The following is an 18,521-nucleotide window of genomic DNA, read 5'->3' as shown; positions in this document are numbered from 1 at the left end:
CACGCCCCGGCCTATCTCCAGCGCCCGTCCGCCCACCTGGATCCGGCCGTCGGCCTGGACGTCCAGCAACAGCCGGCAGGGCCTGCCCATCTGGTCGCCCTGCTCCACCAGGATGCTGGCGGGCAAGGGACGCTTTTGATGCAGCAGCCAGCCGCCCAGATTGGCGCAGGCGGAACCCGTGCCGGCGTCTTCGTTCACGCCGCCGCCCGCCTTGGCGTAGAAATAGCGCGCCACCACCACCTGGCGGCCATCCTGCTGCCGCTCGTCGTCGAAAGCGTAGGCATACATGACCTTGCGGCCCAGGCTGTTGGCCTGCCAGCGGTCCAGCCGCGAGGCATCGGGCGCAACACGGCGCACCGCGTCGACGCTGGCCAGCGGCACCAGCAGCTGATCGGCGCCGGTGTCCAGCCAGATCGGATCGTCCAGCAGATCGCTTGCATCCAGGCCCAGCAGACTGGCAATTTCGCCTCGTTCCAGCGCGGGCGCGGCGGTGCGCACGCCATCCGGGCACGGCGCGGTAAAGGTCCAGGCATCGCCGCGCGCCGTCACCGGCACCACGCCGGCAGCGAACTCCAGCGTCAACGCATCGCCCGTCTGCCGCAAGTCACGCACGACCTGCGAGGTGCCTATGGTGGGGTGGCCCGCGAACTTCATCTCGAAGCCCGGCGTAAAGATGCGCACGCGCGCTGCCGCCTTTTCGGACGGCAGGATGAAAGTCGTTTCGGACAGATTGAATTGCGCCGCCAGATTCAGCATGGTGGCGTCGTCCATGCCGCGCGCGTCTTCGAACACGCAGAGCTGGTTGCCGCTGAAGGTGGAGGAAGCGAAAACGTTGAGCAGGCGGAAAGCGTAGGAGGCCATGGCGGTAGCGATAGTTGAAAACGTATGCGCCGGCTCAGGCCGGCGCGTTTCCCACTTTATCGCAAGCCTCGGACCCGGGCTACCAGACCGCGAAGAACAATACCCAGGCCAGGCAGAACGGCGCCAGGCCGGCCGCCAGCACCAGCCAGGCCAGCCCCTTGCGCCAGCCGCTGGCTTGGCGCGGCTTGAGCAGGCGCGCAAACAGGCGCAGCGTCCACAGCACCGCCAGGCTCAGCAGCGTGAAGCGCACGGGCGCGGCCCAGGCGGCCTGCATCCCTTCGTGCTTGAGCAGGTTGACGGTAGTGGCCGACAGGCCCAGGAACACGCCAATGCCGGCGGAAGGAATCAAGGCCTGCGCCAGCTTATGCAGGCCAGGACGACCCCAGCGCGTCGCGGGTTCGCCTTCCACCGGCGCGGCGGGCGCCAGGCGGTCGGCGATCCACAACGACAGGAAGGAAGCGCCGCCGACACAGATCGTGGCGCCGACGACGAACATCAGGATGCCGGCGCCATCCAGCCACGAGAAGCTGTCGTTCACTTCCGGGTAATGCGTCAGGATGAACCAGGGCGCGTTGTCCAGCAGCGGCCACATGATGTCGTGTTCGACCAGCCAGGTCGCGGCCCACTGCTTGGCGGTCACGTACCAGGGGCTGGCGCTCCAGAGGAAGGCGCCGATCGCGATGCCCATCAGGCCGAAGCACAGCAGCGCGGTCTGCCACGGATCGCCATGGGTGACATGCACGATTTCTTCTTCAGGCGAACGCGGCGTCAACTCGATCGCGCCGCGATAGCCGCTGCAGCGTCCGCAGACATGGCAGTCGCCCGCGCCCTTCATGTGGCGCAGCGGTACCAGCGGCGCACAGTTGATGGGCTCGATGCGGATGACCGGATGGCGCCACTTCTCTTCGTCGACCTTGAAATGCCAGGGAGCCAGCTTGGCCAGCAGGTTGAAGACGCCGTTGACGGGGCACAGATACTTGCACCACACGCGCTTGCTGCGGCCGTAGCGCCAGCCGACGATCATGGCCGCGACCGTGGACCCGCCCAGCACCGCCAGTACCGCGAGCGGATACTGATAGACGCTGACCAGCTGGCCGTAAACGGTGGTCAGCGCGAACGCGACGAAAGGCCAGCCGCCCCAGCGCATCCATTTCGGGATGGCGTGGCCCTGGCCGCGTTCGCTGGCCCATTCGGTCAGCATGCCCTCGGGGCATAGCCAGCCGCACCAGGCCCGGCCCAGAATGGGCATGGAGATGAGCACGAACGGCCACCACACGCCCCAGAACGCGAACTGCGCGACGATGGTCAGATTGTTGAACACCGAGGCCGCATTGTCCGGCAAAGGCAGGATCGCGGGCACGATCAAAAGGAACGCGTATATCGCAACAATGCCCCACTGCAGCTTGCGCAACAGCGGGGCATGGTCACGGAGGAAGTCGGCGATACGGGAGGTCGCCCTCCCGAGTGCAGCTGCCATGGTCAAACCTTCAAATATTCAGTCCGGCAACAGTCGGATTCAGGAAGCGCTGCGGGCGGCGGTGGCAGCGCCTGCCGGCTTGCCCCCCACCCAGCGCAGCAGCGCCCACACAATGATCCAGTAGGCCGCCCACAACAGCACCGAGCTCAGCGCAGGCAGCGCGCGGTAGCCGGCAAAGTCGGCCAGGATCTTGCCCACGCCGGTGCTGTCGCTCAGGAGCCAGGAGCTGTCCCAGACCGGATCCACGATGGTCGGGAGTACGTCCAGCGAAATCAGGTGATCCAGGCCGCCCACCAGCAGCGAACCGGCCAGCAGCAGCAACAGGATTTCGGTCACGCGGAAGAAGCGGCGCCAGGTGATGAGCTTGCCGCCCAGCTGCAGCAGCCAGAACGTCAGCAGCGCCACCGCGAAACCAGCCACGCCGGCCAGCGCCAGCATCAGCATGTCGCTGCCGCCCTCGCCCGCCGACACAGTGCCGTACAGGAACACCACGGTTTCGCTGCCTTCGCGCGCCACGGCAATGGCCACCAGCACGAACAGGCCCCACCAGTTGTCGTTGGCGACGGAAGCGCGCGCCCCGCCTTCGAGTTCGCCCTTTAGCGTGCGGCCGTGCTTCTTCATCCACACGACCATCTGCACCACCAGTGCGCATGCGGCCAGCGACATGATGGCCTGGAACCATTCCTGGCCTTCGTCGCTGAGCCAGGTGGACACGCCCAGCAGCACCAGCGCCAGGGCCACGGCCAGCGCCAAGCCTGCCGCGACGCCACCCCACAGGTAGTTCAGGCCGCGCTTGCCCTCGGGCGTGGAGCGCAGCCAGGTGTAGAGAATGCCCACCACCAGCATGGCTTCGACGCTTTCACGCCAGACGATAAAGAGGACCTGTTCCATATATTGCTACCGCTTATTCCTTGGGCTTGACGACCAAGGTGCCTTTCACGCTCTGGTGAAAATCGTCGAAAAAGGGATATTCGCCGGGGCGGGAAATAGTGATCACCACGAAAGACTTCACGCCCGGCCCCAGGACTTTTTCCTTGCGCAGCGGAATGCTTTCGAATTCCACCGGCTCGTTGCTCTCGTTGATGAGCTCGATCTTGAACCGGCCCGCCGGCACTTCCAGCGTGGCCGGTTCGAACGTCCCGTTCGGCTTGAAGGTCAGCGTGAACGTGGGCAGTTCGTCAGCCTGCGCGGATGCCGCCCCGGCCAGGCCCGCCAGGCCGATCAGCAATGCGGCGGCAACGCGTAGCAGGCTGCGCACGATCAGTAGCCGCCCTTCTTGCCGGTGCCGGCGTAGACGAATTCATATTCCAGGTCGAAGGGCTCGAACCACGGGCCCACGCCGGTTTCCTTGTCGATGTGGCGGCCGAAGTGGCTCATCTTGTCCTCGGTCGGCGGCAGGATGGTGTACTTCAGCTTGTACTTGCCCGGTCCTTCCAGCTTGATGTTCTCGCCGTAGTGCGGACCGTCATTGGCGACCATGGGCATGAAGGTGCCCTTCTGCACGTTCTGGCTGCCGACCTTCTGGATTTCGTACTTCACGACCAGGTAGGGCACCCACTCGCCTTCAGGGAAGCCCGTCTTGTTGCCGGCGGTGGCGTGAATGTCGGCCTCAAGGTGCACATCCGAATCCTTGGCCGGACGCATCATCCCGGGGGGGTCCATTTCGATCGGCTGCAGGTATACCGCGCCGATTTCCATGCCGCCCTTTTCCACCGGCTTGCCGATGGGGTATTCGGCCGCGTTCGCGGCGGAAACGCTCAGGGCGACGATGGCCAGGGCCAAGGCTTTCTTGATCATGTGCATAATCCTTGAGTCACGAATGAGACGACGGCTCTTAAAATACAAACAAGAACCGTTTTCATTAATGTAACCAAATCAACTGACAGAACCCTGAACCTCGGGCCAGGGAAATCTGCGGATCATTGCGTTTGATCAAGCGGTGAAAGAGGTGCGGCCCCGGATGACTCAGAGCCCGAGAAACTTGAACGGCGCCGAGGGCTGGAAGTCGCGCGTGGCGTCGCCCGCAAACGTGTGGCGCTGATCCGGCCCCAGGTCCAGCTTCAGCACCTTGCCGCTTTCCGGGCTGAAATCGAGGGCCTTCAGATCCACCCAGAACGTGTTGGGCGTCAGGGCCGACTCAAAAAAATACAGTTTGCGCTGGTGGTCAAAGACCGTGCGCCAGCGGGTGGACGAGATATTGGGCTGTCCGGGCGTGCTGATGCCGTAGGGTACGGAGACGTTGCGTATCACGCTGAAGACGCTGGCCAGCGCCTTGTTGGGATCGGGATCCTTGGGGATGGCGTTGATGTAGAACGATGCCCGCACGAAACGATCGGCCGCGCGGTTGGTGCCCGGCAACATGGTGGTGCCGCCGATCTGCTGCCAATAGGCGTCGAGCGCGAGCTGCTGTTCGAACTGAGGCGAGTTGGTCATCACCTGGTAATCGCGGCTGTGGTGGATCACCTGGCGTCCGCCGATGTATTCGACGATGGCGCTGTCGCCGCTGGCGTCCGAGATCGACAGGTGCAGCGTCGTCAGGCGGTCCTCGCCGGGCACGTTGTCCGAGACGATGGTGTAGGGTTCCTGCTCCAGCGCGGCCACGGCTTCCTTGACGGTGGCGTAGTTGTCCAGCACGTACTGCGCCCACGCCGCGATGGTCAGGCCGGGCTTGCCCTTCGCATCGAATTGCGGGTACTGCGATTCGGCCAGCCACAGCAGATTGGCGCTCAGGCCCGCTTCGTTCACGCCGTCGGTGGTGGAGACGTCATACCCGGACGTGACCACGCTGCCGTAGCGCGAAGTCCAGCGCAGGGAGTTCGGGCCGGCCTCGCCGCTGCGCGCCATGCCGCGCGGCAATACCCACAGGTTGCTGGTGATGTCGTTCTTCCAGTCCATGGAGCGCGCGGTAACGACCTGCTGGTTGGCGCCATGGAAGACCACGCGCGTGCAAGCCCAAGCGGCGGGCGACGCGGACACGGCCGTCAAGCCGGCCAATGCCGCGCAGGCCAAGCGGGAAAACGCCTTGTTCAGTCTCATGCTTGCACTCCTGGGGTCGGTTCTTTTGCATGCCGCGCGAGCAAAAGGCCGCGCGCGATGATGAAAAAACACCCCAAGAACCGGATCTCCGTCCGGCTTTTGGGGTGTTGATCGATGAGGCGCGCGCCTGGCGCGGCCCCGCCGTTACTTGCGTCCGGGACCTTGCGTGCCGCCGGGCGTGAACGGGAAGGTCGAGAACATGGCGCGGGTCTGATCCTGCATCTGGTCCTGCATCTGCACGAACAGATTCTTGCTCTGGTCGATGTAGTTGTTCATCATGTTCTGCAGCATGGGCGTCTGCACGTTCATGAACTGGGTCCAGGCCTCGGGGCCGAACTGGCTGCCGTACAGGCCCTTGGACTGTTCCGCCATGCGTTGCTGGATTTCCATGAAGGCCTGGATGTTCTTTTCCAGGTAGGAACCCATGATGCCCTGCATGGCATGGCCGTAGAAACGGATGATCTGCGACAGCATGTTCGACGAGAACATGGGCATGCCGCCGCTTTCCTCTTCAAGGATGATCTGCAGCAGGATGCTGCGCGTCAGGTCTTCGCTGCTCTTGGCATCGACCACCTGGAATTCTTCGTTTGCCAGGACCAGTTGCTTGACATCTGCCAGGGTGATGTAGGTGCTGGTCCGGGTGTCGTACAGGCGACGGTTGGGGTACTTTTTAATCAGGCGCAGGCTGGCGCCGGTTTGTGCTTGCGTCATGGTTGTCCCCGGATCGGGCGATCTCTAAGGCTTCGGATAGGGTTAGTGTAATCCGGAGGGCCCTCTCCCCGAGGCCCTCCGGCGCCGACGGGCCGCCCGCTGGCGGTCCGCGATGGGTCAGCCCATGTGCAGGCCGCCATTGAGCGAGAAGTCCGCGCCCGTCGAAAAACCGGACTCGTCCGAGGCCAGCCACGACGTCATGGACGCGATTTCTTCCGGCGTGCCAAGGCGGCGCACCGGAATGGTGGCGACGATCTTTTCCAGCACGTCGGGGCGGATGGCGCGAACCATGTCGGTGCCGATGTAGCCGGGCGAGATCGTGTTGACGGTGACGCCCTTGCTGGCGACTTCCTGGGCCAGCGCCATGGTGAAGCCATGGATGCCGGCCTTGGCGGTCGAATAGTTCGTCTGGCCGAACTGGCCTTTCTGCCCGTTCACCGAGCTGATGTTGATGATGCGCCCCCACTGGCGTTCGACCATGCCGTCGATCACCTGTTTGGTCACATTGAACAAGCTGTTCAGGTTGGTGTCGATGACCGCGCGCCAATCGTCCGCGCTCATCTTGCGGAACAGGCCATCGCGGGTGATGCCCGCGTTGTTGACCAGCACGTCGACCGGGCCCAGCTCCTTCGTGACCCGTTCGAAGGCTTCCACCGTGGAGTCCCAATCGGACACGTTGCCCACGGATGCGTAGAACGTGTAGCCCTGCGCTGCCTGCTCATCCAGCCATTGCTGGTAGTTGCGGCTGGGGCCGCAACCTGCCACCACGCGAAAGCCATCCTTGGCCAAGCGCTGGCAAATAGAGGTGCCGATACCGCCCATCCCGCCTGTTACGTAAGCCAGTTTTCCGCTCATTGGACTTCCTCCTGTGTGCGACGGACGCCTCGTTAATTAACCTTCTTCTCGTCTGGGCCTAACCGCTGGTCGCGGTTTCAGGCTGCCCGGACTTTCACATACCTGCCAGGCGCCGGCTCTATCGGCCGGTACTTGGCATTGCCCAATTTTTCGCGCGCCTTGACCTGCTTGCCCGAGTGGCCCGACAACCAGCCGGCCCAATCGGGCCACCAGCTGCCCGGCGTCTCGACGGCCTGCGCGAACCATGTGTTCGGATCGCCAGGCAGATGATGGCCTGACTGTTCAAGCTTGTCAGCCGCCCAATAGCTGCGGCGCTTCTTCGCCGGAGGGTTGACCACGCCAGCGATGTGGCCGGATGCCCCCAGCACGAAGCGCTGCGGTCCGCGCAGCACCTGGGTCGACGCATACGCCGAGACCCAGGGCACGATATGGTCCTCGCGTGACCCGAAGATGTACGCCGGCATTTCCAGGCGCGTCAGGTCCAGCGGCAGGCCCGCGGCATGCGCGCGGCCCGGTACCTTGAGGTTGTTCTCCAGGTAGGTATTGCGGAAGTACCAGGAGAAGAACGGGCCAGGCAGATTGGTGCTGTCGCCATTCCAGAACAACAGGTCGAACGCGGGCGGCTTCTGGCCTTTCAGATAGTTGCCGACCACGTAATTCCAGACCAGCTCGTTGGGCCGCAGGAACGAGAACGTGGTGGCGAGATCGCGCCCGGGCATCAGCCCGCCCTGCCCCAATTGGTGGTCGCGCAGCAGCGCGTGGGCCTCGTCGACGAAGACGTTCAGGATGCCGGTATCGTGGAAATCCAGCAGCGAGGTCAGCAGCGTCAGCGATGCGACCGGATGCTCGCCGCGCGCCTCGGCCAGGGCCAGCGCGGAAGCCAGCATCGTGCCGCCGACGCAGAAGCCCAGCGCATTGACCTGCGGCTGTTTGGTGATGTCGCTGGCAACGCGCAGCGCCTGCAACACCGCGTCGTCCAGATAATCGGACCAAGTCGCGCGGTCCACGCCATCGGTGTCGCTGGATACCGGATTGCGCCAGGAAATCAGGAACACCGTAAAGCCCTGGTCCACCGCGTGCCGCACGAAGGAATTTTCGGGCTGCAGGTCCAGGATGTAGAACTTGTTGATGTTCGGCGGCACGATGACCAGCGGCCGTTCGTGCACGGTGGCGGTCGACGGCGCGTACTGGATGAGCTGGAACAACCGGTTTTCGAACACCACTTCGCCCGGCGTCACGGCAACGTTGCGGCCGATCTCGAACTGCGATTCGTCGGTCTGCGTGATGCGGCCTTTCTTGACGTCGCCCAGCAGATTGGCCAGCCCTTCGTTGAGCGCGCGGCCGGCGCTTTCGACGATGGATTGCTGGGCATCCGGGTTCAGCGCCAGGAAGTTCGACGGCGACAGCGCGTCGACCCATTGCATGATCGAAAAACGCAGGCGGTCGCGCATGGGCTCGCTGACTTGGGCCGCGTCGACCATGCGCGACATGGCGCGGGCCGACAGCAGATAGGTATGCGCCAGCAACAGATGCGAATGATTGGAGGCCCAGGCATCGCCCGAAAAACGGCGGTCTGGCGGCGGCGCAAGCGCGCCACGGCGGGCGTCATCGCAAAGGCGCTGCCACTCGCGGGAGAATTCGGCCTGAATGTCGGCCAGGACTTCCGGTGCCACGCTCACCGGAATGGGCCCTGCGGAGAGATTGGCATTCACTTCGACACCTTGTTATCGAAACTACGCGATTGATGTTGCATTCCGGGTCCGGGACTGTCAATGCGGGTATACAAGGAGGCCTGACAGGGTATGACGCAAGGCCGGCTGCGGGCCTTGCGCCAGATCAAACAGGGCCTAGCCAGGCCAGCAAAGCCATGCGTCCGGTTTCGCCGTCGCGGCGGTACGAGAAGAACCGATCCGCCCCCTCCACCGTGCACATCCCGCTCAAGGACACTTCTTGTACCCCGGCGCGGCGCAGGCGGAAATCAGCCAATCCGGCGAGGTCGGCCAGCCATTTTCCGGAAATGCCCGGCCGCGGCGTGAAGTACCGCAGGGTCGCGGGATCGTCCTTGGAGAAGGCGTCCAGCACGTCCTGGCCGACTTCGAACGCCTGCGGGCCGATGCCTGGCCCGACCCAGGCACGCCAGCCCGAGGCCTGCGGCGCCTTGGCGCGCATGGCCGCCAGCGTGTTCTCCAGCACGCCGCCCGACAGGCCGCGCCAGCCGGCATGCGCCGCGCCCAGCACCGTGCCTTGCGCATCGGCGATGACCACGGGCAGGCAATCGGCGACCATCACCGCCAGCACGCGGCCGGGCTGCGCCGTGACGCTGGCGTCGACCGCCGGCTCGTCCGGCAGGTCGGCCTGATCGGCATCCACCACTTCGCTGCCATGGACCTGGCGCAGCCACAAGGGTTCGGCCGGCAATGCGGCGCGCACGCGGCGACGGTTCTCGGTGACCGTGTCCGGGTCATCCCCGGCGCGGCGCCCCAGATTCAAGGTGTCGTGCGGCGCGACGCCGACGCCCCCTGCCCGGGTCGTGCAGAAGTAGTTCACGCCCGGCCATTGCGGGCCAGTCACCACCGGCAGGCCTGCCACTACGCGTTCCATGCAATCTCTTCCTGGACCAAGCTCATGTCGGGTGGCACGGCCGCGGTGAAGTCGACTTCGCCGCGGCCGCCCGGATCTTCGAAGTGCAGCGCGCGCGCATGCAGCATCTGCCGCTGCGCGCCCGCAATGTTCTTGCCGCCGTATAGCGTGTCGGCCAGCAGCGGGTGCCCCAGGCTGGCCATGTGCACGCGAATCTGATGGGTACGGCCGGTTTCCAGGCGGCACACCACTTCGGTGACGCGGCCGCCGGGATCCGCCTCGCCGCGGCGGGCGGGCATGTAATGGGTGATGGCGGGCTTGGGCGCCACCGGGCGCTCCACGCTCATGCGCACCGGGACGCGCGAATCGCGGCCGATGGGACGGTCGACCTTGCCCGCTCCGGCCAGCCAGCCGTGGGCCAGCGCCACGTACTCGCGGCCCATGCTGCGCGCCTGCAATTGACGCACCAGATGGGTCTGCGCGGTTTCGTTGCGCGCCACGACCATCAGGCCGGAAGTGTCCTTGTCCAGGCGATGCACGATGCCGGCGCGCGCCACCTGCGCCAGTTCGGGATAGCGGTACAGCAGGCCGTTGAGCAGCGTGCCGCTCCAGTTGCCGGCGCCGGGATGCGTCACCAGGCCGGCGGGCTTGTTCACCACGATCCAGTCGGGGCTATCGGCCACGACCGCGAAATCCACGGGTTCGGGCGCGAAGGCCAGGGTTTCGGGCGCGGGCTGGGGCCAGACGGTGAGTTCATCGTCGGGGCCGACCGTCTGCCGGATCTTGCCCGGCTTGCCGTTCACGTGGACGTTGCCGGCCTCGATCCAGCCCTGCAGCCGGCTGCGGGAATGCTCGGGCATCAGCCCTGCCAGCACCTTGTCCAGCCGGTCGGCGCGCGTGCCGGAAGGCACTGTTACAAATTGCGGTTCCCCCCGCGGGTTTTCTTCGGAAATACCCAGGAGTTCGTCGTCGGAAACGAGATCCGCGCCGGAGGCTGTATCAGACATGGAGACAAATCATATAATCAGCCTTGCATGCTAACACCAAGGATACGATTCTCGTGATTCACCACTCCGCAGCTCCCTCGAATCCCGCCTCCCGAAGCGGGCCGGTCTTGCGCGTGGTTATCGCGCTGCTCGCCGTGATGGTCATCGCCGGTTGCGGCTCAAGCAACAGCAAGTACGACAAGACCACCAACTGGAGCGCCGAACAGCTCTACGCGGACGCCAAGGCGGAAATGGCCTCGGGCGGCTGGAAAGAAGCGCGCGAGCGTCTGACCGCGATCGAAAGCCGCTACCCCTTCGGCGTCTACGCCCAGCAAGCGCTGCTTGAGCTTGCCTACGTCAACTGGAAAGATGGCGAAAACGAGCAGGCCCTGGCCGCCATCGACCGCTTCCAGCAGCTTTACCCCAACCACCCCGGCACCGATTACGCCCTCTACCTGAAGGGCCTGATCAACTTCACCCCGGCCAGCGCCTTCATGAGCAGCATCACCGGCCAGGATCCCGCCGAGCGCGATCCCAAGGGCCTGCGCGCGTCCTACGACGCGTTCAACGAGCTGATCAAGCGCTACCCGGACAGCAAGTACACGGTGGATGCCGAGAAGCGCGTCGCCTGGCTGGTCAACACCATCGCCATGAACGAAGTGCACGTCGCCCGCTACTACTACGAACGCGGCGCCTACGTGGCCGCGGCCAACCGCGCGCAGACCGTCATCACCGACTTCGAAGGCGCCCCCGCCACCGAGGAAGCGCTCTACCTGATGGTCGAGTCCTACGACAAGCTCGGCCTGACCGAACTGAAGAACGACTCGCAGCGCGTGTACGACAAGAACTTCCCCAACAGCGACTTCAAGACCAAGGGTCTGAAGGCCGACAAGAGCTGGTGGAACCCGTTCAACTGACGTAGCCGCCGCAGCGAAGAAAGCCCCTGCCACGACGCAGGGGCTTTTTTTTTATGCCGGCGCGCCGCGCCGCAGGGCCTGCGGCGGCTGCCCGTAGATGCGGATGAAGGCGCGGCGCATGCGCTCCGTGTCGCCGAAACCCACCCGGCGCGCGATGGCATCCATGCCGGCGTCGCCCTCCTCGACCAGTTCGCGGGCAGCCTCGGCGCGCACGCGTTCCACGGCCTTGGCCGGGGTCTCGCCGGTTTCCAGCTTGAACTGGCGGCAGAACTGGCGCGGACTCAGGCAGGCCACGCCGGCCAGGCGCTCGATATCCAGGACTTCGTCCAGGTGCTGGCCCACGTGCGCCAGCACCTCGCGCATGCGTCCGCTGGCCGGCGCCAGGTCCTGCAGCGCCGAGAACTGCGACTGCCCCCCCGTGCGCCGGTGATAGACCACCATCTCGCGGGCGGTGGCGCGCGCGACCGCCTCGCCGTGGTCTGCCTGCACCATGGCCAGCGCCAGGTCGATGCCGGCGGTGATGCCCGCCGAGGTCCAGACCGCGCGGTCCTCGACGTAGATGCGGTCCGCTTCCACCGCCAGCGCGGGATGGCGCTGCTGCAGTTCGGCGGCATGGCGCCAGTGGGTGGTCACGCGGCGCCCTTGCAGGATGCCGGCCTGCGCCAGCACGAAAGCGCCGGTGCACACGCTGGCCACGCGCCGGCCGCGAGCGTGCGCGGCGCGCAGATAGGCCAGCATGGCCGGGGCCGCCTGGGGCTCGCGCGCGCCCTGGCCGCCCGGCACCAGCACGGTGTCGGCGCGCAGGCCGCGCCAGGACCGCGTCAACACGGGCACGCCGGCCGAACAGCGGACCAGGCCTCCCTCGGCCGATGCCACGGCCACCTCATAGGCGCCCGGCACCAGTTCGGCGGCGATCTGGAACACCGACAGCGGCCCAGCCATGTCCAGCAGCTGGAAGTTGGGTACAGGCAAAATGCAGACGCGATGGGTCATGGCATGAAATGAGGGAAAATAGTCATTCTTGCCATAGTTTCCGGCGCTAGAGTGGGGCCTGTCAATCCTCCGGACTCCCACCAGCCATGACCTCCTCCACGCGCGGCCTGCGCAATGCCCGCATCCTCGCCGTCTGCCAGGGCCTGTACATCGCGGCGATCTCCATCGACCTGACCCTGACGGCGCTGACCGGCCAGATGCTGGCGCCGCATCCGGCGCTGGCCACGCTGCCGTTCGCGCTGATCACGGTGGCAGGCGCCGCGGTCACCTGGTATGCATCGCTGCTGATGCAACGCATCGGCCGCCGCGCGGGCTTCATGCTGGGATCGCTGACGGGCGCGGCCGGCGGGCTGATTTCCGTGGCCGCGGTGTTCGCCAGCGACTTCTGGCTGTTCTGCCTGGGCACGGCGCTGGTCGGCGTGTTCCAGGCCTTCGCGCAGTACTACCGGCTGGCCGCCGCCGACGCGGTGCCCGCCGAGGCCAAGAGCCGCGCCATATCCGTGGTCTTGACGGGGGGCGTCATCGCCGCCATCGCAGGGCCGGCGCTGGCGGCCTGGGCCAAGGACCTCTTCCCCGCCGCGATCTTCTCCGGCGCCTATCTGATGGTGGCGCTGCTGGGAGCCGCCAGCGCGCTGCTGCTGATCGCCTACCGCGACCAGGAAGCCGCCGGCGGCCAGCCCGCCGGCACGCAGGCCGCGGACCTGCCGGCCCGTCCTTTGGGCGAGGTCATGAGGCAGCCGATATTCGTCGCAGCTCTGGCCAACAACGTCGTGGGTTCGGTATCGATGATGTTCGTCATGACGGCCGCGCCGCTGGCAGCGGTCGCCTGCCAGCACAGCATCGCCGACGGCGCCAGCATCATGCAGTGGCATCTGATCGGCATGTACGCGCCGGCCTTCTTCGCCGGCGCGCTGATCAACCGGTTGGGGCTGCCCCGCGTGCTCGGCATGGGCATGGCGCTGAACGCGGCCTGCTCGTTGATCGCGATGCAATCGACTTCGCTCACGGCCTTCCACGCGGCATTGTTCTGCCTGGGCGTGGGCTGGAACTTCATGTTCGTCGGCGGCACCACGCTGCTGGCGCAGTCCTACCGGCCCGCCGAACGGGCGCGCGTACAAGGGGCCGCCGAAATGCTGCGCTATGCCACCACCGCCCTGGCCACGCTGGCCGCGGGCCCGGCGCTCGCGCGCATGGGCTGGGAAACGTTGAATGCCGCCATGCTGCCCATCGTGGGCCTGGCCGCGGTCATGACCGGTTGGTGGGCGATGTCGCGGCGGACGGAACGGGTCGCGGCCTGAGGTGGCTGCCAGGGGCGCCCGCTGGCGCGGGCGGTCCCCAGGGCCGGCTCATTGTGGCGTGAACGGCCGCTAGTCCTGCGGTTCCTGTTTGCGCCGGTAAAACGCCAGCACCTCTTCCAGTTCGCGCGTCCGCGCGAACGGCGGCAGTCCGCGCCACAGGCGCTTGCCATAAGGCTTTTCGACCAGGCGCGCGTCGCCCACCATGAGCACGCCCCAGTCCGATTCCGTGCGGATCAGACGGCCGGCGCCCTGCTTGAGCGAGATCGCGGCTTCCGGCAGTTGGTATTCCGCAAAGGGATTGCCGCCATGCGCGCGGCAGGCGCGCAGCCGCGCCTCGATGACCGGATCGTCGGGCGGCGCGAACGGCAGCTTGTCGATCGCTACCAGCGTCAGCACGTCGCCGGGCAGGTCTATGCCTTCCCAGAAACTGGCGCTGCCCACCAGCACGGGGTGCTCCAGCTTGCAGAAGCGGTCCAGCAGATCGCGGCGCGTGCCCTCGCCCTGCTTGAGCAAGGGCCATTCATGGCCGGCATCGTCGAAGGCGTCCGCCAGCAGATTGGCAACCTTGTCCACCGCGCGCAGCGTCGTGCACAACACCAGCGTGCCGCCCGGGCTGGCCTCCAGCAGCGGCAGCAAGGTCTGCACGAAACGATCGAGGAACTGCGGCGACTGCGGTTCGGGCATGCCGCGAGGCACGAACAGCAAGGCCTGTTCGGGGTAGTCGAAGGGCGATTCCCATTTGCCCGTGCGCGCCTTCTCCAGCCCCAGCTGGCTGGTGAAGTGGGTGAACTCGCCGTTCACGGACAGCGTGGCCGAGGTCATGATCCAGGCCTGGCCCGGCTTGCGGTACTTGGAAAAAGCCTGCGCCACCGACAGCGGCGCCGAATGCAGGCGCACATGGTGCTGCCCGTGTTCGACCCAGCGCACCGCCGGACCGGTCCATTGTTCCGCGGCGGCCGCACCCTCCAGGATGGCGGCGGGCGTGGACAGCCCATCGCCCAGCGCCGATTGCACGGCGGGTTCGGACGCCTGGTCATCGCGGCCCCAACCTTCGTCGGCATGGTCCGCGCCCGCCCGTCCCGGCGTGGCCCAGCGTTTCAGGCGCACCGAGATCTCGGCGCCGCTGCGCGCGGCCGCCATCAGGTCCGGATGCTTTTCGGCCACCGCGCCCAGCGCCTTGGCCGCGCCGTCCACGGCCTCGCGCAGCGCCAGCAGTGCCTCATCGAACTCCTCGGGATTGGGGATGGCCTCGAAGGTGGCCTTGCGGCCCGGCATGCGGTCCAGCGGCGCACAGACCAGCCGCAGCTCGCGCGCCGCCGTTTCCACATGGCGGCTGACGTCGCTCCATTTGGCGGCTTCGCGGGCGTAGGCCAGGCCGGCCGCTTCCAACGCGCGGCCGAAATCCAGCAGCTGGTGCGTGGACACGCTGCTGCCCAGGAAGCGGGTGGCGGTGTCCGGCAGTTGGTGCGCCTCGTCGAAGATCACGGTGTCCGCTTCGGGCAGCAGATCGGTCACGCCCTCTTCGCGCAGCACCAGGTCTGCCATGAACAGGGCATGGTTGACGACCACCACGTCGGCTTCCTGCGCCTGGCGGCGCGCCTTCACCACGAAGCAGTCGCGGATGCGCGGGCATTCCTGGCCCAGGCAGTTCTCGCGCGTGGAGGTCACGCGCTGCCAGATGTCGGCGTCTTCCGGCACCTGCGCCAGGTCGCCGCGGTCGCCCGTCTTGGAAATGCCGGCGAATACCTGGATCTGGCGCAACTGCTGGATTTCGGTGCGCGACTTCAGCGCGCGCTCGTCGCCCTGCAGGCGGTCCAGGTGGTAATGACAGACGTAGTTGCCGCGGCCCTTGAGCAGCGCTGCCGTCACCGGCGCGGCCAGCGCCGCGCGCACGCGCGGCAGGTCGCGGGCGAAAAGCTGGTCTTGCAAAGTGCGCGTACCGGTGGAAATCAGCACCTTGCCGCCCTGGATGAAGGCGGGTACAAGATAGGCCCAGGTCTTGCCGATGCCGGTGCCTGCCTCTGCCACCAAGGTGGCGCGGTCCTGGATGGCCTGCCCTATGGCCTGCGAAAGTTCGACCTGCGAAGGCCGGGGTTTGTAGCCAGGCAAGGCCGTGGCCAAAGGGCCTTCGGCATCAAAGAATTCGGAGATATCCAGGTCCAGCATAGCGAGTCAACGGTGAACCGGTGCCGGTTGCGGTTCGGGCGCCAGACACTTGGGTGGGAAAGGACCAAATGATACCCGCTGCCGGGCCGCGGATTGGCCGCCAGGCTGCCGCGAGGGGGACATATCCGTCCACCCTGGCACGTTTTGTAACAGCGGCTTATGGCACAATCCGCCCCTTGTTTTTCCTTTTTGTCGTCGTATCGAGATGTCTGAAACTTCCGCTATCACGTACGTCGCCGCCGGCGTCGACAACGCCCGCATCGTCGCGCAGCTCGCCACCGAGCTGGGTACGCGCGCCTCCCAGATCGCTTCGGCGGTGGAACTGCTGGACGATGGCGCCACCGTGCCCTTCATCGCCCGCTATCGCAAGGAAGCCACGGGCGGCCTGGACGATACCGTGCTGCGCAATCTCGAAGTGCGCCTGGGCTATCTGCGCGAACTCGAAGAGCGCCGCGGCTCCATTCTTGAATCCATCTCGCAGCAGGGCAAGCTGACGCAAGCGCTGCAGCAGGAAATCGCCACGGCCGACACCAAGCAGCGTCTGGAAGACTTGTACGCGCCGTACAAGCCCAAGCGCCGCACCCGTGCGCAGATCGCGCGCGAAGCGGGCCTGGAGCCGTTGGCCGACGGCATCCTCGCCGATCCCGCCTGCGACCCCGCCGCGCTGGCCGCGCAGTACCTGAATCCCGAAGCGTCCATCAACGACGCCAAGGCCGCGCTCGACGGCGCGCGCGACATCCTGGCCGAGCGCTACGCGGAAAACGCGGACCTGCTGGCCGACATGCGCGAGCACCTGTGGTCCACCGGACTGATCCATTCCAAGATGGTCGACGGCAAGGAAACCGAGGGCGCCAATTTCCGCGACTGGTTCGACTTCAACGAACCGCTGCGCACCCTGCCCTCGCACCGCATCCTGGCGCTGCTGCGCGGCCGCCAACAAGGCGTGCTGGAATTGCGCCTGGGCCTGGAAGCCGAACTGGAAGCGCAGACGCCGCATCCCTGCGTGGCCCGCATCGCCGGCTTCCTGAAGCTGGGCAACGGCCTGTTCGCGCTGGACGCCACGCCGCGCGCGCGCTGGCTGGGCGAAGTCTGCCGCTGGACCTGGCGCGTGAAGCTGCTGACGGCGTTCGAAAGCGAACTGATCGGCCGCCTGCGCGAAAGCGGCGAAGCCGAAGCCATCCGCGTGTTCGCCGCCAACCTGAAGGACCTGCTGCTGGCCGCGCCCGCTGGCCCCAAGGCCGTGCTGGGCCTGGACCCCGGCATCCGCACCGGCTGCAAGGTCGCCGTGATCGACCAGACCGGCAAGGTCGTGGACACCACCACGGTCTACCCGTTCGAGCCGCGCCGCGACCGCGAAGGCACCATCAACACGCTGGCCGCCCTGGTGGCGCGCCACAAGGTCGACCTGATCGCCATCGGCAACGGCACCGCCTCGCGCGAAAGCGAGAAGCTGGTGGGCGACATGATGGAACGCTTCCCGGACCTGAAGGTCACCCGCGTGGTGGTCTCCGAAGCCGGCGCTTCCGTCTATTCGGCTTCCGAAACCGCGGCCCAGGAATTCCCCGACCTGGACGTGACGCTGCGCGGCGCCGTGTCCATCGCCCGCCGCCTGCAGGATCCGCTGGCCGAACTGGTCAAGATCGATCCCAAGGCCATCGGCGTGGGCCAGTACCAGCATGACGTCAACCAGCGCGAGCTGGCGCGTTCGCTGGACGCCGTGGTCGAGGATTGCGTGAACGCCGTGGGCGTGGACGTGAACACCGCGTCGGCCGCCCTGCTGGCCCGCGTGTCCGGCCTGAATTCGCTGCTGGCCAAGAACATCGTTGCCTGGCGCGACGAGAACGGCGCATTCCCGACCCGCGAGATCCTGCGCAAGGTGCCGCGCTTTGGCGACAAGGCGTTTGAACAAGCCGCGGGCTTCCTGCGCATTCCCAACGGCGACAACCCGCTGGATGCCTCGTCGGTCCACCCCGAAGCCTATCCGGTGGTCGAACGCATCGTCGCCAAGATCAAGGCCGAGGTGAAGCAGATCATCGGCCAGCGCGAAGCGCTCAAGGGCGTGTCGCCGTCCGACTTCACCGACGAGCGCTTCGGCCTGCCGACGGTGCGCGACATCTTCGCCGAACTGGAAAAGCCCGGCCGCGATCCGCGTCCGGAATTCAAGACGGCGCAGTTCAAGGAAGGCGTCGAAACGCTGAACGACCTGTACCCGGGCATGGTGCTGGAAGGCGTTGTGACCAACGTGGCCAACTTCGGCGCGTTCGTGGACATCGGCGTGCATCAGGACGGCCTGGTCCACATCTCGGCCCTGGCCGAGAAGTTCGTGAAGGATCCGCGCGACGTCGTGCGGGTGGGCCAGACGGTCAGCGTGAAGGTGCTGGAAGTGGACGTGGCGCGCAAGCGCGTCGCGTTGACCATGCGCCTGAACGACACCGCGGCTCCCGCCCGCCGCAGCGGCGACGCGCCCAAGGGCGGCGACCGCAACCGCCGTCCGCAGGGCGACGGCGGCCGCGCCGGCGCCGGGGCCGGCGCAGGCATGAACAGCGCCATGGCGGACGCCTTCGCCAAGCTCAAGCGCTGAGCGAGCACCGCCCCACGGAAAACCGGCGCCTGATGCGCCGGTTTTTTTTGCCTAGGGCTT

Annotated in this window: 16 protein-coding genes; 3 read left to right on the top strand and 13 right to left on the bottom strand. The window is 66.4% G+C overall.

Annotated elements, in window-relative coordinates:
- From N5C88_RS27220 to N5C88_RS27170, 11 genes are all read right to left on the bottom strand, one after another.
- Positions 1–861 (bottom strand): PhzF family phenazine biosynthesis protein (locus tag N5C88_RS27220; protein WP_280016602.1); only part of this gene is annotated, 861 nt, incomplete at its 3' end.
- A 79-nt stretch (positions 862–940) separates the two neighbouring features.
- On the bottom strand, positions 941–2,338 hold the full coding sequence (locus N5C88_RS27215; protein ID WP_118934237.1) for a 4Fe-4S binding protein: 1,398 nt from the start codon (positions 2,336–2,338) through the stop codon (positions 941–943).
- A 39-nt stretch (positions 2,339–2,377) separates the two neighbouring features.
- Positions 2,378–3,229, bottom strand: a complete 852-nt coding sequence (locus tag N5C88_RS27210) for an FTR1 family protein (RefSeq protein ID WP_280016601.1) — start codon at positions 3,227–3,229, stop codon at positions 2,378–2,380.
- A 13-nt stretch (positions 3,230–3,242) separates the two neighbouring features.
- A complete protein-coding gene (locus N5C88_RS27205; protein WP_059374601.1) occupies positions 3,243–3,596 on the bottom strand; it encodes a cupredoxin domain-containing protein in 354 nt (117 codons plus the stop codon).
- Positions 3,597–3,598: 2 nt separating this feature from the next.
- Entirely contained in the window at positions 3,599–4,135 is a 537-nt protein-coding gene (locus N5C88_RS27200; RefSeq protein WP_059374603.1) for an iron transporter, read from the bottom strand.
- 168 nt (positions 4,136–4,303) lie between these two features.
- Entirely contained in the window at positions 4,304–5,374 is a 1,071-nt protein-coding gene (locus N5C88_RS27195; protein WP_059374605.1) for a linear amide C-N hydrolase, read from the bottom strand.
- A gap of 144 nt (positions 5,375–5,518) precedes the next feature.
- Positions 5,519–6,085 carry a polyhydroxyalkanoate synthesis repressor PhaR gene (gene phaR / locus N5C88_RS27190; RefSeq protein WP_059374607.1) on the bottom strand — a complete coding sequence of 189 codons (567 nt, stop codon included), beginning with the start codon at positions 6,083–6,085 and terminating at the stop codon, positions 5,519–5,521.
- Between the two features lie 117 nt (positions 6,086–6,202).
- Positions 6,203–6,940 carry an acetoacetyl-CoA reductase gene (gene phbB, locus N5C88_RS27185; protein WP_054450805.1) on the bottom strand — a complete coding sequence of 246 codons (738 nt, stop codon included), beginning with the start codon at positions 6,938–6,940 and terminating at the stop codon, positions 6,203–6,205.
- A gap of 77 nt (positions 6,941–7,017) precedes the next feature.
- A complete protein-coding gene (gene phaC / locus N5C88_RS27180) occupies positions 7,018–8,652 on the bottom strand; it encodes a class I poly(R)-hydroxyalkanoic acid synthase (RefSeq protein ID WP_059374608.1) in 1,635 nt (544 codons plus the stop codon).
- 124 nt (positions 8,653–8,776) lie between these two features.
- The gene (gene pgeF / locus N5C88_RS27175) at positions 8,777–9,541 is read right to left on the bottom strand and encodes a peptidoglycan editing factor PgeF (RefSeq protein WP_118934239.1); all 765 of its coding nucleotides are present in this window, start codon (positions 9,539–9,541) and stop codon (positions 8,777–8,779) included.
- A complete protein-coding gene (locus tag N5C88_RS27170) occupies positions 9,529–10,527 on the bottom strand; it encodes an RluA family pseudouridine synthase (protein ID WP_118934240.1) in 999 nt (332 codons plus the stop codon). The genes pgeF and N5C88_RS27170 overlap by 13 nt, the downstream gene beginning before the upstream one ends.
- A gap of 137 nt (positions 10,528–10,664) precedes the next feature.
- On the opposite strand from N5C88_RS27170, the gene N5C88_RS27165 reads away from it, so the two are divergent.
- Positions 10,665–11,423, top strand: coding sequence for an outer membrane protein assembly factor BamD (locus N5C88_RS27165; RefSeq protein WP_240633409.1), 759 nt, complete (start codon positions 10,665–10,667; stop codon positions 11,421–11,423).
- Between the two features lie 51 nt (positions 11,424–11,474).
- On the opposite strand, the gene N5C88_RS27160 is transcribed toward N5C88_RS27165, so the two are convergent.
- Positions 11,475–12,416: a GlxA family transcriptional regulator gene (locus N5C88_RS27160; protein ID WP_118934241.1), complete on the bottom strand. Its 942-nt coding sequence runs from the start codon at positions 12,414–12,416 to the stop codon at positions 11,475–11,477.
- Between the two features lie 86 nt (positions 12,417–12,502).
- Between N5C88_RS27160 and N5C88_RS27155 the strand changes: the two genes are divergently transcribed.
- A complete protein-coding gene (locus tag N5C88_RS27155) occupies positions 12,503–13,714 on the top strand; it encodes an MFS transporter (RefSeq protein WP_280016600.1) in 1,212 nt (403 codons plus the stop codon).
- A 69-nt stretch (positions 13,715–13,783) separates the two neighbouring features.
- Here N5C88_RS27155 and N5C88_RS27150 read toward each other — a convergent pair whose 3' ends face one another.
- Entirely contained in the window at positions 13,784–15,880 is a 2,097-nt protein-coding gene (locus tag N5C88_RS27150; RefSeq protein WP_118934243.1) for an ATP-dependent DNA helicase, read from the bottom strand.
- Positions 15,881–16,085: 205 nt separating this feature from the next.
- Here N5C88_RS27150 and tex point away from each other — a divergent pair, with 205 nt between their 5' ends.
- Entirely contained in the window at positions 16,086–18,461 is a 2,376-nt protein-coding gene (gene tex, locus N5C88_RS27145) for an RNA-binding transcriptional accessory protein Tex (RefSeq protein ID WP_059374621.1), read from the top strand.
- Positions 18,462–18,521: the final 60 nt, after the last annotated feature.

The organism is Achromobacter sp. GD03932, assembly GCF_029839485.1.
In the GTDB taxonomy this organism is placed as follows: domain Bacteria; phylum Pseudomonadota; class Gammaproteobacteria; order Burkholderiales; family Burkholderiaceae_B; genus Achromobacter; species Achromobacter bronchisepticus_A.
Note: the sequence above shows the minus strand (reverse complement) of the source record. Positions and strands in the feature narration are given on the sequence as shown.

Coding starts and splice junctions, on each gene's coding strand:
- N5C88_RS27215 (WP_118934237.1), bottom strand. CDS start 2,338: ATGGCAGCTGCACTCGGGAGGGCGACCTCCCGTATCGCCGACTTCCTC.
- N5C88_RS27210 (WP_280016601.1), bottom strand. CDS start 3,229: ATGGAACAGGTCCTCTTTATCGTCTGGCGTGAAAGCGTCGAAGCCATG.
- N5C88_RS27200 (WP_059374603.1), bottom strand. CDS start 4,135: ATGATCAAGAAAGCCTTGGCCCTGGCCATCGTCGCCCTGAGCGTTTCC.
- N5C88_RS27195 (WP_059374605.1), bottom strand. CDS start 5,374: ATGAGACTGAACAAGGCGTTTTCCCGCTTGGCCTGCGCGGCATTGGCC.
- phaR (WP_059374607.1), bottom strand. CDS start 6,085: ATGACGCAAGCACAAACCGGCGCCAGCCTGCGCCTGATTAAAAAGTAC.
- phbB (WP_054450805.1), bottom strand. CDS start 6,940: ATGAGCGGAAAACTGGCTTACGTAACAGGCGGGATGGGCGGTATCGGC.
- pgeF (WP_118934239.1), bottom strand. CDS start 9,541: ATGGAACGCGTAGTGGCAGGCCTGCCGGTGGTGACTGGCCCGCAATGG.
- N5C88_RS27170 (WP_118934240.1), bottom strand. CDS start 10,527: ATGTCTGATACAGCCTCCGGCGCGGATCTCGTTTCCGACGACGAACTC.
- N5C88_RS27165 (WP_240633409.1), top strand. CDS start 10,665: ATGGTCATCGCCGGTTGCGGCTCAAGCAACAGCAAGTACGACAAGACC.
- N5C88_RS27160 (WP_118934241.1), bottom strand. CDS start 12,416: ATGACCCATCGCGTCTGCATTTTGCCTGTACCCAACTTCCAGCTGCTG.
- N5C88_RS27155 (WP_280016600.1), top strand. CDS start 12,503: ATGACCTCCTCCACGCGCGGCCTGCGCAATGCCCGCATCCTCGCCGTC.
- N5C88_RS27150 (WP_118934243.1), bottom strand. CDS start 15,880: ATGCTGGACCTGGATATCTCCGAATTCTTTGATGCCGAAGGCCCTTTG.
- tex (WP_059374621.1), top strand. CDS start 16,086: ATGTCTGAAACTTCCGCTATCACGTACGTCGCCGCCGGCGTCGACAAC.